At 36.8% G+C, this 14401-nt stretch carries 18 protein-coding genes; 10 read left to right on the forward strand and 8 right to left on the reverse strand.

The window, feature by feature from the left end; all coding sequences use genetic code 11:
* Positions 1–99: 99 nt before the first annotated feature.
* On the reverse strand, positions 100–450 hold the full coding sequence (locus HLH14_RS15605) for an immunity protein Imm33 domain-containing protein (RefSeq protein ID WP_171533450.1): 351 nt from the start codon (positions 448–450) through the stop codon (positions 100–102).
* 125 nt (positions 451–575) lie between these two features.
* On the opposite strand from HLH14_RS15605, the gene HLH14_RS15610 reads away from it, so the two are divergent.
* Entirely contained in the window at positions 576–1184 is a 609-nt protein-coding gene (locus HLH14_RS15610; RefSeq protein WP_171533451.1) for a LexA family protein, read from the forward strand.
* 149 nt (positions 1185–1333) lie between these two features.
* On the opposite strand, the gene HLH14_RS15615 is transcribed toward HLH14_RS15610, so the two are convergent.
* The gene (locus HLH14_RS15615; protein ID WP_165493752.1) at positions 1334–1495 is read right to left on the reverse strand and encodes a hypothetical protein; all 162 of its coding nucleotides are present in this window, start codon (positions 1493–1495) and stop codon (positions 1334–1336) included.
* A gap of 319 nt (positions 1496–1814) precedes the next feature.
* Here HLH14_RS15615 and HLH14_RS15620 point away from each other — a divergent pair, with 319 nt between their 5' ends.
* The 4 genes from HLH14_RS15620 to accC all read left to right on the forward strand — a co-directional run bounded on the left by HLH14_RS15620 (position 1815) and on the right by accC (position 5642).
* Positions 1815–3131, forward strand: a complete 1317-nt coding sequence (locus HLH14_RS15620) for a Y-family DNA polymerase (RefSeq protein WP_171533452.1) — start codon at positions 1815–1817, stop codon at positions 3129–3131.
* A gap of 236 nt (positions 3132–3367) precedes the next feature.
* Positions 3368–3823, forward strand: a complete 456-nt coding sequence (gene aroQ, locus HLH14_RS15625) for a type II 3-dehydroquinate dehydratase (RefSeq protein ID WP_171533453.1) — start codon at positions 3368–3370, stop codon at positions 3821–3823.
* A gap of 16 nt (positions 3824–3839) precedes the next feature.
* A complete protein-coding gene (locus HLH14_RS15630) occupies positions 3840–4256 on the forward strand; it encodes an acetyl-CoA carboxylase biotin carboxyl carrier protein (protein ID WP_067724287.1) in 417 nt (138 codons plus the stop codon).
* Between the two features lie 18 nt (positions 4257–4274).
* Positions 4275–5642 carry an acetyl-CoA carboxylase biotin carboxylase subunit gene (gene accC / locus HLH14_RS15635; RefSeq protein ID WP_067724288.1) on the forward strand — a complete coding sequence of 456 codons (1368 nt, stop codon included), beginning with the start codon at positions 4275–4277 and terminating at the stop codon, positions 5640–5642.
* A 79-nt stretch (positions 5643–5721) separates the two neighbouring features.
* Here the strand turns inward: accC and HLH14_RS15640 are convergent, their stop codons facing one another.
* The gene (locus HLH14_RS15640; RefSeq protein WP_067724289.1) at positions 5722–6204 is read right to left on the reverse strand and encodes a hypothetical protein; all 483 of its coding nucleotides are present in this window, start codon (positions 6202–6204) and stop codon (positions 5722–5724) included.
* Between the two features lie 490 nt (positions 6205–6694).
* On the opposite strand from HLH14_RS15640, the gene HLH14_RS15645 reads away from it, so the two are divergent.
* On the forward strand, positions 6695–8185 hold the full coding sequence (locus HLH14_RS15645) for an amidase (protein ID WP_171533454.1): 1491 nt from the start codon (positions 6695–6697) through the stop codon (positions 8183–8185).
* A gap of 35 nt (positions 8186–8220) precedes the next feature.
* Here HLH14_RS15645 and HLH14_RS15650 read toward each other — a convergent pair whose 3' ends face one another.
* Complete coding sequence (locus HLH14_RS15650; RefSeq protein WP_171533455.1) at positions 8221–9378, reverse strand: MFS transporter; 1158 nt, start codon at positions 9376–9378, stop codon at positions 8221–8223.
* A gap of 256 nt (positions 9379–9634) precedes the next feature.
* On the opposite strand from HLH14_RS15650, the gene HLH14_RS15655 reads away from it, so the two are divergent.
* Positions 9635–9805, forward strand: a complete 171-nt coding sequence (locus HLH14_RS15655; RefSeq protein WP_171533456.1) for a hypothetical protein — start codon at positions 9635–9637, stop codon at positions 9803–9805.
* Between the two features lie 230 nt (positions 9806–10035).
* The gene (locus tag HLH14_RS15660; protein WP_171533457.1) at positions 10036–10281 is read left to right on the forward strand and encodes a hypothetical protein; all 246 of its coding nucleotides are present in this window, start codon (positions 10036–10038) and stop codon (positions 10279–10281) included.
* A 68-nt stretch (positions 10282–10349) separates the two neighbouring features.
* Here HLH14_RS15660 and HLH14_RS15665 read toward each other — a convergent pair whose 3' ends face one another.
* Both HLH14_RS15665 and HLH14_RS15670 read right to left on the reverse strand, forming a co-directional pair.
* Complete coding sequence (locus HLH14_RS15665; protein WP_067724293.1) at positions 10350–10604, reverse strand: hypothetical protein; 255 nt, start codon at positions 10602–10604, stop codon at positions 10350–10352.
* A 122-nt stretch (positions 10605–10726) separates the two neighbouring features.
* Positions 10727–10894: a hypothetical protein gene (locus HLH14_RS15670; protein WP_165493754.1), complete on the reverse strand. Its 168-nt coding sequence runs from the start codon at positions 10892–10894 to the stop codon at positions 10727–10729.
* A 984-nt stretch (positions 10895–11878) separates the two neighbouring features.
* Here HLH14_RS15670 and HLH14_RS15675 point away from each other — a divergent pair.
* Complete coding sequence (locus HLH14_RS15675; RefSeq protein WP_171533458.1) at positions 11879–12502, forward strand: SOS response-associated peptidase family protein; 624 nt, start codon at positions 11879–11881, stop codon at positions 12500–12502.
* Between the two features lie 382 nt (positions 12503–12884).
* Positions 12885–13118 carry a DUF2171 domain-containing protein gene (locus HLH14_RS15680; RefSeq protein ID WP_067724295.1) on the forward strand — a complete coding sequence of 78 codons (234 nt, stop codon included), beginning with the start codon at positions 12885–12887 and terminating at the stop codon, positions 13116–13118.
* 102 nt (positions 13119–13220) lie between these two features.
* Here the strand turns inward: HLH14_RS15680 and HLH14_RS15685 are convergent, their stop codons facing one another.
* Complete coding sequence (locus HLH14_RS15685) at positions 13221–13478, reverse strand: hypothetical protein (protein ID WP_171533459.1); 258 nt, start codon at positions 13476–13478, stop codon at positions 13221–13223.
* Positions 13479–13974: 496 nt separating this feature from the next.
* Positions 13975–14196, reverse strand: coding sequence for a hypothetical protein (locus HLH14_RS15690; RefSeq protein WP_067726269.1), 222 nt, complete (start codon positions 14194–14196; stop codon positions 13975–13977).
* Between the last annotated feature and the right edge of the window lie 205 nt (positions 14197–14401).

Consider the following 14401-nt stretch of genomic DNA (forward strand, 5'->3'; position numbering starts at 1 on the left):
CATTGTTACTTTCAAATCCAGACGCTTAAAAAATAAAAGCCACTTATTCAGTGGCTCATATCATCAATTTGAACAGCTTACTTTTATTTAAGCTTAGGGTTAGTCTTCTTTCCATACATCTTCATAATCTTCACGATCAATCATAAAGCGGAAACCTTCAGCCAAAGCCAGGTATGGAAGTACTTCAGGCAAAATATCCTGTAACTCTCGAACAGTCATGGTTTGAAAAAAATCTTGCCCCTCTCCCAGTTCTCCACCATAGATGAACCAAGCAACATTTTCTTCTGTTTCAGGCTTTTTACGAATCCCGACAATGGGTTCCTGATTTAAGGTGTCTACAGCAACCGCAACAACATCGTCACCACTGACTTTGATATAAGCAGAATCAAATTCCTCGCATAATAGCTTTTGTTCTGCGATTAATTCTTCTAATGGAGATTTCTGGTGCATGGCTTATACCTTGGTAAATTGAGCTGAATAAGACATTTTATCCTAGATCATAAATATGTAGGCAATCTTTTTATTTTCAGTGTTTTTTGTTAAACTTGAAATTGTTACAAAATCAAGAAATAACAATGAAACCTAAAGATCCGACGATAATAGAACATAGCCACGGCGGCAGACGCAAAAATGCCGGGCGAAAAACACAGTATCAAGAAAAAACGGTGGTCATGCGTGTGCCAGAGTCTAAAGTGCTGGAAATCAAGGCATGGTTACAGCCAGAGCCTGAAGATGATCGCATTAAGAACATTGAACTGCATCCAATTCAAATCCGAACACAGTTAGATATTCCTTATCCTCTGGAATCGGTCGCCGCGGGTTTTCCCTCGCCTGCTCAAGATTACACCGAAGACTTTATCGACTTAAATGAATATTTGATCCATAACCCACTGAGTACATTTGTATTACGGGTGAATTCATTGTCGATGAAAAATGCAGGTATAGATATAGACGACCAGATTCTCATTGATCGCAGCTTAAATGCAGAACACGGCGATATCGTTTTAGCTTTAATCAATAATGAGTTCACTGTAAAACGCCTGATGAAAGAGAAACAAAACAATGCTCAAGCCAAGATCTGGTTGAAAGCAGAGAATCCAGAATACCCAGATATTTATCTACATAGTGAAGATCAATTAATTATTTGGGGAGTGGTGACCTGTATTTTAAAAAAATTACGCTAATAAAATTATATAAGTGCAATAAAAACCAGTCTCTTTCTTTATCAATTAAAGACTCGAGTAAAATAGTCAGTGTTTTATTGCCGTAAAGCAGCAAACATTTACAGATAGACAAAAGCCCCAAGATGATCTTGGGGCTTTTTGTTTAACCCTTAGCGTTGCTGAGGATTTTTTTGCTGCTGTTGATTGGGTTGTTGCTGTTGTTGTTTACCACTTTGTTGCTGCTGCTGTTGTTGCTGTTTGTCACTTTGTGGGTTGTGTTGCTGTTGTTGACGTTGATTTTCGTTTTGTTGATTCGGTTGTTGATTAGCCATTTTCATATCCATCCTTTAATTGTTAGGGATATGCCGTACTAATTACGACTCTTACTAATCTAATGGATATTTCCATTTCACCAACCCCCAAACTGTATCGACTTAATTCATTGTAATATTCAAAATATTAATCTATTGATTTGTAGTCAGTAACCCTTGCCTAGTTTTACGCTATTAACCGGAATTACACTAAAGCTTACACGAGCTTAAACGCCCTCATCTGATGCCCTATTGATTATTCACAATTTTTTAATTTGAGTTTTTTTGAACATCTCTTTATTCTCAACTTGATAACGTTACAAAATCAAGATTAAAAATAATGAAAGAACAACTGTTTGCTTTAATAGATATTAATAACTGCTATGTCAGCTGTGAACGCGTATTTAACCCGCAGCTGAATGGAAAACCTGTCGTTGTACTCTCCAACAACGATGGCTGTGTGGTTTCCCGTAGTAATGAAGCCAAAGCTTTAAACATTGGGATGGCGATTCCCTGGTATGAAATTGAGAAAAAGGCTTTGCAGGCGGGTGTAAAAGTATTTTCAAGTAATTATGCTTTATATGGAGATATGTCACGGCGCTTCTTTTTAATCCTGGAGCAATACTTCCATATAGATGATCTGGAAGCTTATTCTATTGATGAATGCTTTATCCGGTTAACGCCTTATGCAAAAAACCTGGATATTGAACAATATTGCCGTGATTTGATCAGCACCATTAATCAATGGATTGGCTTGCCCTGTTGTATAGGCATTGGCACGACCAAAACCCAAGCCAAACTGGCGAATCATTTTGCGAAAAAACGAACCGGTTTTAAGTCACTGTGCTTTCTGCCTGATTTAGATTTATGCAGTTATGAAAGCTTGCTTCAAGAAACACCGGTAGCAGATGTTTGGGGTATTGGTCGTAAAATCAGCAAGCAACTTCAAGATTATGAAATTTATAATAGCTATGACTTAACTTTTGCCAATGAACACCATCTGGCCAAGCAGTTCTCGGTGATCATTGCACGCACCATTCGTGAGCTAAAAGGTCAATCCTGTATTGCCCTGGATGACCCTGCAATTCCTTCAAAAAGAATCCTGTCCTCCCGCAGCTTTGCTTCAGCTTTAAGTGAAAAGACCATCATAAAACAAGCTGTTACTTTTCATGTAAACCGTGCTTATAAACGCTTAACTGTACAACAGCAACTTTGCGCATGTGTGCATGTTGCGCTGTATGAAAAAATACCCAACCCACCCTATAAAAAGAGTGTTTCCCATGCATTAGGTCTGGAATATGCAACTGATGATTTACTGACTTTAAACCACGCAGCATTAAAGCAAATAGATGTTTTATTTAAAGAAAATAAAAAATATGTCAAAGTTGAAGTTATGCTTACTGCGCTGCATTCCAAGCAACAGCATATTCATGACTTATGGCAGCCATTAGAACTGATTCAACAGCGTGATGATTTGATGAAAACCTTATTAAAAATGAAGCAACGCTACGGTTCCAATTGCATACAAGTCGGTTACCATTCCACCAGCCAAGCATGGCAAATGAAACAACATCACCGATCTCCACGCTACACCACCTGTTGGCAGGAACTTCTGACTATCGATGATTCAGCAATGGCTGTTACAGAAAATAAATGAGCTGTTTTGGTCAATTCAGTTTACAATGTAAAAAATAGTAATAATTATAAAAAATGTCATTTTTTAACATTGCCAATTCCTTGCAAAGTTTCCATTATATAGCTCAGTTTTGACACATAGCTTCCGCATTGATTCAAACAGTTCATAATAAGAATGTGGAAATATATGCCATAATACGCAAACTTTGCTGACATCTTGCAAGGTAAAATTGCAAACTTATAATTGGAGCAAGCTGAATGAGCTCGACCATTTTGGTTATTCATGGACCGAATTTAAATTTGTTAGGAAAGCGAGAACCTGAAGTTTACGGATATCTCACCCTAGAAGACATTAACAAGAAGCTCATCGCTCAAGCTCAAAATTCATCTCTTTCGTTAGACACTTTCCAAAGTAACTGGGAAGGTGCAATTGTAGATCGAATTCATCAAGCCCAGCAAGACGGCGTACAGTTCATCATTATTAATCCTGCAGCATTGACACATACTTCTGTTGCAGTACGCGATGCCCTTCTTGGTGTCGCAATCCCTTTTATTGAGGTTCATTTATCGAATGTGCATGCTCGTGAAGCATTTAGACATCATTCATATCTGTCCGATAAAGCCGTTGGCGTAATTTGCGGTTTAGGTGCTCAAGGCTATACCGCAGCACTGGATTATGCCATCGAAAAAATTCAACTTTCTACGCAATCATAATTAGGAATACTGTCTCATGGATATCCGTAAAATCAAGAAACTCATCGACCTGATGATTGAATCTGACTTACAAGCGATAGAAGTTAAAGAGGGTGATCAATCCATCGCCTTAACTCGTCGCAATCCTGTGGTTGCGGCAGGCGTTCCAACCATGACTACTGCTCCAGCAGCGGCACCTGTTGCAAAAACTCCACGTGGTGCTGTAGAAACTTCACCAATGGTTGGTGTGTTCTATGCTGCACAAAGCCCTGGCGAACCACCATTTGTTAAAGTGGGTCAAACCATCTCTGCGGGCGACACTTTAGGCATCATTGAAGCCATGAAAATCATGAACCCGATTGAAGCAACTCAAAGCGGTGTGGTTGAAGAAATTCTGGTTAAAAATGGTGAAGTCATTCAATTTGGTCAACCACTTTTCCGCTATCGCGCGTAAAACCACGGGGATTTATAAATGTTGCAAAAGGTGTTAATTGCAAACCGTGGTGAAATTGCTTTACGCATTACCCGCGCTTGCAAAACTTTAGGAATTAAAACGGTTGGTATTTATTCCGATGCCGATAAAGACCTCATGCACCTTCGCTTTGTGGATGAAGCAGTGTGTATTGGTCCGGGTGCAAGTAGTGAAAGCTATTTGAATATTCCAGCAATTATTACTGCTGCTGAAATCACTGGTGCAGATGCCATCCATCCTGGTTATGGCTTCTTGTCTGAAAATGCCGAATTTGCGGAAATTGTCGAAAATTCAGGTTTTATTTTCATTGGTCCACGTCCAGAACATATTCGCTTAATGGGGAACAAAGTTTCTGCAATTACTGCGATGCGTAAAGCTGGTGTTCCTACTGTTCCAGGTTCTGCTCATGCAGTGACCACCAACAATGCATTGGCTGAAGCGAAAGAAATTGGCTTCCCACTGATTGTCAAAGCCGCTTCAGGTGGTGGTGGTCGTGGTATGCGTATTGTGGAACGTGTAGATACTTTGCTTGAATCTGTTCAGGCAGCACAACGTGATGCAGAAATGTGGTTCGGTGATGACACCGTCTACATGGAACGTTTCTTACAAAAGCCACGTCATGTTGAAGTACAGATTTTGGCTGATGGTAATGGTCATGCCATTCACCTTTTTGATCGTGACTGTTCTTTACAACGTCGCCATCAAAAAGTGCTTGAAGAAGCACCAGCACCAAACTTACCTGAACAAGCACGCGCTGATATTTTAGAAGCCTGTGTCAATGCATGTAAACTTATGCAGTACCGTGGCGCAGGTACATTCGAGTTCTTGTTTGAAGATGATGAATTCTTCTTCATTGAAATGAATACTCGTGTTCAGGTTGAGCATCCAGTGACAGAAATGGTAACGGGTATCGACATTATTGAACAACAACTGCGTATTGCGGGTGGGCTTGGTCTAGAGATTGAACAAGCTGACGTTGAATGTCATGGACATGCGATGGAATGCCGTATTAATGCGGAAGATCCAAGCAACTTCATGCCATCTCCGGGGAAAATTGAGCATTATTATGCTCCAGGTGGTGCCGGTATTCGTTTGGATTCGCATATCTACCCAGGCTATAGCATTCCACCTTACTATGATTCAATGATTGCTAAACTCATTGCGCATGGTAAAGATCGTAAAACTTGTATTGCGCGTATGAAACAAGCATTAGAAGAAATGATCTTAACTGGAGTTAAGACCAATATTCCTTTGCATAAAGATCTGATTTTACAAGATGAAAACTTCTGCGCTCAAGCCATGGATATTCATTATCTTGAAAAGCATTTGCTTCAGAAATTAGAAGGTCAGCAAAAAGAAGCTTCTTAATACGGGCTTCTTAAATGTAAAAACCGCTCTTAATGAGCGGTTTTTTTATAGCTGAATTTTATAGCTTAGTTTTTAGCTATTAAGGTAAAACACGGCGTAATGTCGCAAAACATTGTTCTGCTTTTTCATTACTGCAAAAATTAATGGTCGATGGATTTTTCCATTGTACAAAATACTGAGAAATCTCGCCGGTTTGATCTTCCTGAAGACCCGAGCAATCTTTTTCATTATTGTCATACTTTACCTGCAAAACCAGTGCAGGCAACAAAGTACGTTCCTCTTGGGATGGCTGATAGTCATAAATGCCTGATGACCACTCTTGCCCACTTTTTATAATGACATTGTTATTACTTTTAAAATTATAATATTCAATACATTTTTTATTATTGGCAACTTGCATTCCCCATAGACCAACAATTTCGGGACGAGTCGCGACACGAATAGTATTTGAACTTTCTGTTTCAGTTGCAGCAGCTTCTGTTGCCACAACTGCTTTATTGTCATTTGCCATCGTTACAGATGAGCATAATATAAGTAAAATTGTTAGATATGCGTTTTTCATACAGAAGTTCAAGGCTAAAAATCTCTCTCTATAACTTAGCATATTTTTATGAAAAACCAGTATTTATCACCATATTACAACAATATATTCACTCATTTTCATCTAAAAAATAGCAAGATAGTGACTTGAAAGTATTCAATTATTCATTATGAAATTGAATAACAATGATCTACTTCATATGACCTCTAACAACATCATATCTTTTAACTGATGATCAAAATACTCCTATATTATTTTTAGGTATAGAAAAGTAAATTTTTAACGCTTAGGCTATATTTCTAGAGCAACAAAGACCAGATATTTCTAAACCCTAATTGAATTATCCAAATCATCTTCTATGTAGCAACAAACTAATGCTTTTCTGATTATCAAAGTTGATCAAGCACGTTATCAATCAAAAACTTCTAGGTAAATCAGGTCAGTATTGCTTCTTCATATAAAATCCATTACAACAACTACAGTTCATATCAACAATAAAACAAGGACCTTAATGAATCTTTCTGAATATCTACAATATGATGGGCTTGGATTGGCCGAATTAGTTGCAAACAAAGAAGTTTCATCTTCAGAATTACTGAATTTAGCATTAGAGCGTGCAACCCATACCAATCCCAAATTAAATGCCATTATTATTCCAATGCATGATTATGCACAGAAACGCACTCAACAAGAATTAACCGGTCCTTTTGCGGGTGTGCCTTTTTTAGTGAAAGACTTATTTCAAGAATATGCCGGCTATCCCACTTCATATGGCTGTAAAGGCTTAAAACGCATCAATCATATTTCTGAACATAATTCTGAAATTGTGAATCGTTGGGAAAATGCCGGCATTGTCACCTTTGGACGTACCAACACCCCAGAATTCGGAATTAAAGGAATTACCGAGCCTGATGCCTGGGGAACCTGTCACAATCCATGGAATTTAAAACACAATAGTGGCGGATCTTCAGGTGGTTCCGCATCTGCGGTTGCAGCAGGAATTGTTCCGATTGCTGGCGCTGGAGATGGTGGTGGTTCTATTCGTATTCCTGCATCGTACTGTGGCTTATTTGGTTTAAAACCGAGCCGTGGACGTACACCCTGGGGTCCACAAATGAGTGAAGCCATGCATGGTGCAGCCATTCAACATATCCTCGCAAAAACCGTACGCGATAGCGCAGCAATGCTGGATGCAACACACGGCGCTGAACATAGTTCATTGTTTAAAATTGAACATCCAAAAAGTAGCTATTTAGATGCTATGCAACATCCGCCTAAGAAATTAAAAATTGCTTTTAGTACCCATTCACCTATTGGCACCCATGTTTCCAAAGATGCAATTGCTGCGGTTCAACATACGGCTAAATTACTGGAATCTTTAGGTCATACTGTGGTGGAAGATACACCACCGATTGACGGCATGGCTCTAGCCAAAGATTTTATTACCACCTGGTTCAGTCAGTTTTCTTATATCCTTGACCAAATTAAACAACAATATCAGGCAAAAAATAGCGATTTTGAACTGGATTCACTCGCACTTGCTGCATTCGGCGGACAAACCACTGCACTTGAATATATTCACAACCTGAATAACTGGGGTGTCTATGCGACAAAAATGAATCATTTTTTTGATCGCTATGACTTATATTTAACCCCTGCAACTGCCACTGTCGCACCTAAAAATGGTGAAATCAAAATACCCACCTGGCAAAAACCAATTCTGAAAAGCCTATTAAAACTCCGCAAAGCCCATTTACTGGCTCAAGGAAAATTGGTCGATCAAATTGTGAAAGAAAATTTAAAATGGGTTCCCTTTACCCAGTTGGCCAATATTACCGGTCTTCCAGCGATGTCTGTTCCACTCTATTGGAATCAAGATAATTTGCCTTTAGGTTCACAGTTTATTGCACCTTTTGCCCGTGAAGACTTGTTACTGCAACTGGCGGCTCAACTTGAAGAAGCACAACCCTGGTTTAACCGATACAGTGAAATCCAACTGTAAAATAGATTCTCCATAATATTTATTGAGCTTTAGGTCTAGGCTTGTTGGATCTGTTTCGGTAGCCATCGAACAAACAGCAAGCCAACTAGAGTTGAAAGCCCTGCAATAATAAAAACCATCTCGCCAGAAATTAGTTGCCAATATCTACCTGCTAAAATACTGCCTATAGCCACACCCAAACCCCACATGGTGCTATACATCGCTTGCCCACGACCTTGCTGACCTATTGAAAAATTCTGAAAAATAATGCGCATGGCAATCATATGAAATAAGCCAAAACTAAAGGCATGAATGGTTTGTGCTAAAAACTGCGCAATAAATGAATTGGGTAATAGGCCAACAACAATCCATCTTGCTCCGGTCAGAACCAAACACAGGCTAACCAGACTACGCCAAGAAAATCGAGTTAAGAACATATTGGCAAAAGCGAACATGATAATTTCAGCAATCACACCAACCGACCATAAAAAACCGATTTCAGTGGTACTAAAACCCACTTGATGCAAGTAGTTACTGTAAAAGCTATAAAATGGTGCATGGGAAAATAACAACACAAATTCAATGGCAAAAAATGCAGCCACGACAGGTCGTTTTAATATCGGTAAGAGTGGTTCTAATTGCTGCTGTGAGCGCGGTGCAGAACTCGGTTCTTTAATACTAAAGGACCAAATAAAAGCCAGAAATGCAATACACAGCAACATGACAGGTAACATTGAAATCGGAACAATTTCCAATAAAGCGCCGATACCAAAAACACCAATAATAAAGCCGATCGAACCCCACTTTCTCACTTTGCCATACAGTTGCGTTCGTTTTTCACCTAACCAGAATAAAGTCACCCCTTCAAATTGCGCTAAAATTGCATTTTGAAAGAAACTAAAAACAAGCATGAGTAAGGCGACAGATTGGAAAGTATTTGGAATCAGGAAAATCATGAACCAAATACAAGCCTCCATCCAGGTTGCGATTCGTACCAACAGCATTCTTTTACCCGACTTATCGGCAATCCATCCCCAAATAAACGGTGCAAAAAAGCGTGTCACAATCGCAATAGAAGATAAAAGCCCAATCTCTTGATAGTTAAAACCCTGATCTTCAAGATAAAGGCTCCAAAAAGGCATGAAAGTTCCTACTATTGAATAGTAGAAAAAGTAGAATCCTGCCAGTTTATGTTGGATGGATAATGAGAGCATAGATATATAAACAGATGTATTTTCAGTAAGTTAAAAAATCACGAGTGGTATTGGGTTATAGCTAAAAGACTAAGGAGTAGTTCAACTTTATAAAAATTTTTCAAAATTCAATTATTTCAAAATTTGTATACTACCTAAAAATCTCTCTTTTTCAGCAATCTATGATACATCCTGAGCATAAATTATGCCTGTTAAGTTTCTCTTACTTGATTTAAAATTGTAGAGACAATTCGTTAGTTTGTAGGAGGATAAACTTATGCCTACAGGTAATAAATCAACTTATACAGAAAACCAGAAGCGACAGGCAAAACATATTTTCGAGAGTGAAAGAGAACGTGGTCTTTCTGAAGAAGATGCAGAACGTATTGCTTGGGCTACAGTCAATAAGCAAGATGGTGGTGGCAAGAAAAAAAGACCTCACCATTAATAAAGTAAATGAGTTTTTGCTTTATGCCAAAGCCCTTTAATTAGGGCTTTGTTGTGTTTGCCTCATATGTTATGTGGGTTATTTACCGCTTAGCAGCGTGAACTAAAATAGAATAAACACTGTAAAACATCATTTTAATTTTTTATTAAACAAATTTTACTTGCAGACCACAATTTAACACTATTCCTATTCCCCTCCTCATCTACAATCTCAGTTTTACCTTAGATGAGATGCAAAAGCTGATGGCGCTCTATTGCATAAAAAAAGATGGTAATTTTTTAACTTATCGCGATCAATTTAATGACTCGCATACTTGCGAGATATCAGAGTTGCATTTTGCTATGTTTAGCCAATGGCACTGGACGACTGAGGAAGATCGGTCAAAATTTTTTACCAGTCAAACAGAAGCTGAACTTTTTATTGCAGAGCGTCATGAAGAGTTTTTTAAGGATGCAGAGGTCACTTTATTCAAGTAATGACTACTTCACTAACGAATAAGTGACTATTACCTTGGATATAATAAAACTTACTTAGAAAGCTTCTTTTATTTTTCAAAATACTTCTTGCAGCCTTCAAAAAATTCCTCATTAAAATTCATCGCTGGATCGTCTTTATCATCATCACATTGGTCTACAGACTTGAGCGTGTCTTGTGCATAACGATAACCATTGTATTGCTCTGTACCCTCTTTAAAACCACCAAATTTTTCTGGTTTCATTGAATACTGGAAATATAAAAAAGCTGCAATGCCTATAATTGCTAAAACAGCGCTTATGATTTTGAATTGTTTTAAGTTCATTTTATTTATTTTTTACCCTTGGATGAAATGATGACAAATAAAAATAATCAAACAGTTTATCTACGAAAACTTTGAAGCAATGAAACCCTGAATACTTGGATTCAAGGCGAGTAAAGTAAGTTTTATTTCTGTTGCTTTTGTGGCTGTTCAGGTTGCTCATTGGGCTGCTTTTGCGGATTGGATTCCTGAATGTGTTGATCCGGTTGATCCGGCTGTGGCTGATTCGATTGTTTCTGTTGATCAGGCTGCTGATTATGTTGACTTTGCTGCATTGGTTGTTGATTAGCCATTTCTATTTGCATCCTATAGTTTTGAATATGTTGTACTCATGACGACTTTTTTAATCTACTCCTTAATTCTTTTTATCCAACATTACATCTGTTTCAATTTCCTTCAATGTAAGTTTCATTAATATAAATAATTGATTTACCTTAAATATATTTCTATCTAAATTCACATAATTTACCAAAAATGTTAGAAATATTATTTTCATTAACAAGCCACTTTTATGCTCAATTACCTCACAGTAGCTTTGATTCAAGCCCACTCATCTAATCCTGATACAAATTCATATCTCTCCTGATTAAGCGGTTCTTTTAGTTTCTTAAAAACTACGACTTGAATCCTGATATTTTGAAAACTCATCACCATAGAACTGCAAATCTTTTTAGCTCGTGTGTTGCATTCACAACTCTCTAGAATATGAAAATAAAAACCCCACCAATATCTAGTATTTAGCAGGGTTTATAGACTGTCGTACATTCACTAACTAGAGAAAAAACGATTTAATCAGCTTTACCACATTTTCGGCATTCGTGAGTGTATCCATGCTTATGATCCCAATTGAATTCATAAACATGAAAGCAGAATAATTTACGAAGGGAATTAAGCATACCGTTGTCTCCACGAAATTATAGGGGCCGCACCCTCTATAATGACTTTACAATTATTTGGCCAAAATATACCTCAGAATGAGGTCATATAAATTTCAACTAATTTCTGTCCCTTATTTTCCAGATATAATGAATCAAACTCATTGGCAAAAAATTCCTTATATGAATTAATCAAATCAAAGCGGTTAAATCTAAAAATCTGACTCGATGCTACAGTGCAAAATTCGTATCGCTCCATACTTCTGATTTACATAGGTGCAATGTCATTAAATCCCTTGCAATGACTGACTTTAATAGGAATGGTTCTAGATTTGTAAGATTCATTATTTTTGTTGATTATTTTTGATTTAATGAGGATGAATAAAAATAAAGAGACCGCTCATGTGTGCAAATTTTGAAGCAATCAAAAGAAATAGAGCATTCCTTCTGGATCTTCCGGAGCCACGATTTGAATTTCCTGACGATATTTTCCCTTTATACGACGCACCAATTTTAATGCATGGCGCGGATCAACCTGAATGGGATCTCGCCAAATTTGGTCTTATTCCTTTTTGGGCTAAAGAATTAAAATTCGGTCGTCATACCTATAACGCAAGAACTGAAAGCGTTGCTGAAAAGCCGAGTTTTCGACACGCATGGCATAAAAACCAATTCACCTTAGTCCCCGTGGAAACGATTTTTGAACCCAAATATATAGATGGAAAGCCCCATTGGTATGGAATTTCTCGTGAAGATGGACTGCCTTTCACCATTGCAGCGATCTATGAAGATGCGGTAATCAATAATAAACATGTCAGATCAATGAGCTTGTTAACCATCAATGCAGATCATCATCCATTTATGAAACAATTCCATAAGCCTTATGATGAAAAGCGTTCCATTATTGTGATACCTGAAGACAAAAGAATGGACTGGCTAAATTGCAACGCTAATGAAGCAAATCAATTCTTTTTTGAAATGAAAGATGAATATGTGACAAAGCCTAAACAGAGTACAGAAAAATGAAAATAGTAGAATATTTTTTGATGTACAAAATACTGAAAAGTATGTCATTTTAGTTATATAAAGCATACTGTTCATTCAATGAATTAGACTTCATTGCCATAAAATCCCTCATCTATAAAATTTCACAGTCAACCCATAACATCAGCAATTATCTTTTTAAAATAAGTATTTTATTTTCAATAAGTTAACAAATTAAAAAGATATATCTACTCATAGTTCAACGAGCTAAAATTTAAAATTTTTGGTTCAGGAAATTATACTCATCCACTAAAGTAAACTTACTTAACATTTTGTTCCCTTTTGCATACATATAGCGATAAAGATCTGAGAATGCCTTAAATTAGATAGTGCAAGATTACCGCTATTATAGGAGAGCTATGAAATGGCGACTATCAATGTAAATGACATTACCAAACATGCAGATGTAATTGCATCATGTGGGACAAAAGTGGGAACAGTTGACCATCTTGACGGTTCGGATAAAATCAAGTTAACAAGAAATGAAGAAGGTAGTCATCACCTTATTCCACTTTCCTGGGTGAGTGAGATTAAAGATAATCAAGTTCTTCTCAATGTAGACTCTGAAGAAGTAAAAAATAAGTGGGTCGCTGTTTAAATTAAAGCTAATCATTCACAGAATAAGCCCTTTATTTGAAAGGGCTTATTTTTTAGTTTTCGGTATTTTTTCAATTTTGATAAACAAAAATACCCGCCAATACTATTGATTAAAGTACTGCTTACAGCCTTGCAGAAAATCAGGATTAAAATTCATTGCTGGATCATCTTTTTCATCATCACACTGAGCTACCGACTTCAGTTGATTATCTTTGGCATAGCGATAACCATTGTATTGTTCAGTCCCTTCTTTAAAGCCACCCAGCTCTTCAGCTTGCAAAAAATACTGAAATGCGAAAAATGCAGAGATACCGAGAATGGCTAGAACAGAGCTAAGTATTCTTAATTGTTTTGCTATCATTTTACTTGTCATATTCACTTTTATAAGAAATACAAATATATATGATTACATTACAATTTTCTTTAATATTTTATAATCATTAAATTTATTTAGTAGTATTTTATCGTTTATTAACCAAAAAATTAATTCTTTTAAATTCAAACATATAGTTATATTTTTTATAAAAAATCAGTACTAATTCTTGTTATTATTCAGTTTTTATTAATTAATTTATATCGAAATTTTCCACACTCATATTGGTTGAAATTATCTAAATTAAGACAGATTAAATGTCTATTTAAAATGATCTTTACATACCCATACTTCTCCATCTATCCGAACACGATCAGGTCCAATTAATTCTAATTTCTTACCATAATAATTGGTAAGATTTATAAAATTTCCATTCTTGTCATAATTAGCCCAAACACCTCTCTGAATATCAGGACTGTCTAATTTATAAAATGTGACCAATTTCTGTGGATATGTTGTTGTCATGTTCATCTTACATAACCCTTTAATCTGTTAGATCAGGAAGATCTTCTTCTATAAAAAAAATCTCCCCGGTGGAATTTAAAATCCATTGATAAGTCCCCATAATTCTCGTTAATTTTTCTTGAGATGAGTTATATACATTCATTAAATTATACTCATCATCATATTCGCCCATATAAACAAGCTTGGGTGAAATTTTAAAATCCTCATTCATTTTATATACTTTCACGGGCTTAATATGCATACGTTACTCCTCTTATTCTGTTTAAAGGGGCCTGAACCCCTTTAAACATAACATTGGCATAATGAGCAGTTTTTTATTTTTCTTTCTGTGATGGCTTTTCAGGCGATCTTTTCTCATTATTCCTATGGTCATGCTCTGGTAGGTGGTGGGGTTGTTTTATGGGTTGATTTCGTTGATTAGACTCTGTTTGATTTTGTTGAGATTT

Origin of the sequence: Acinetobacter terrae (assembly GCF_013004375.1) — a bacterium.
Lineage (GTDB): Bacteria > Pseudomonadota > Gammaproteobacteria > Pseudomonadales > Moraxellaceae > Acinetobacter > Acinetobacter terrae.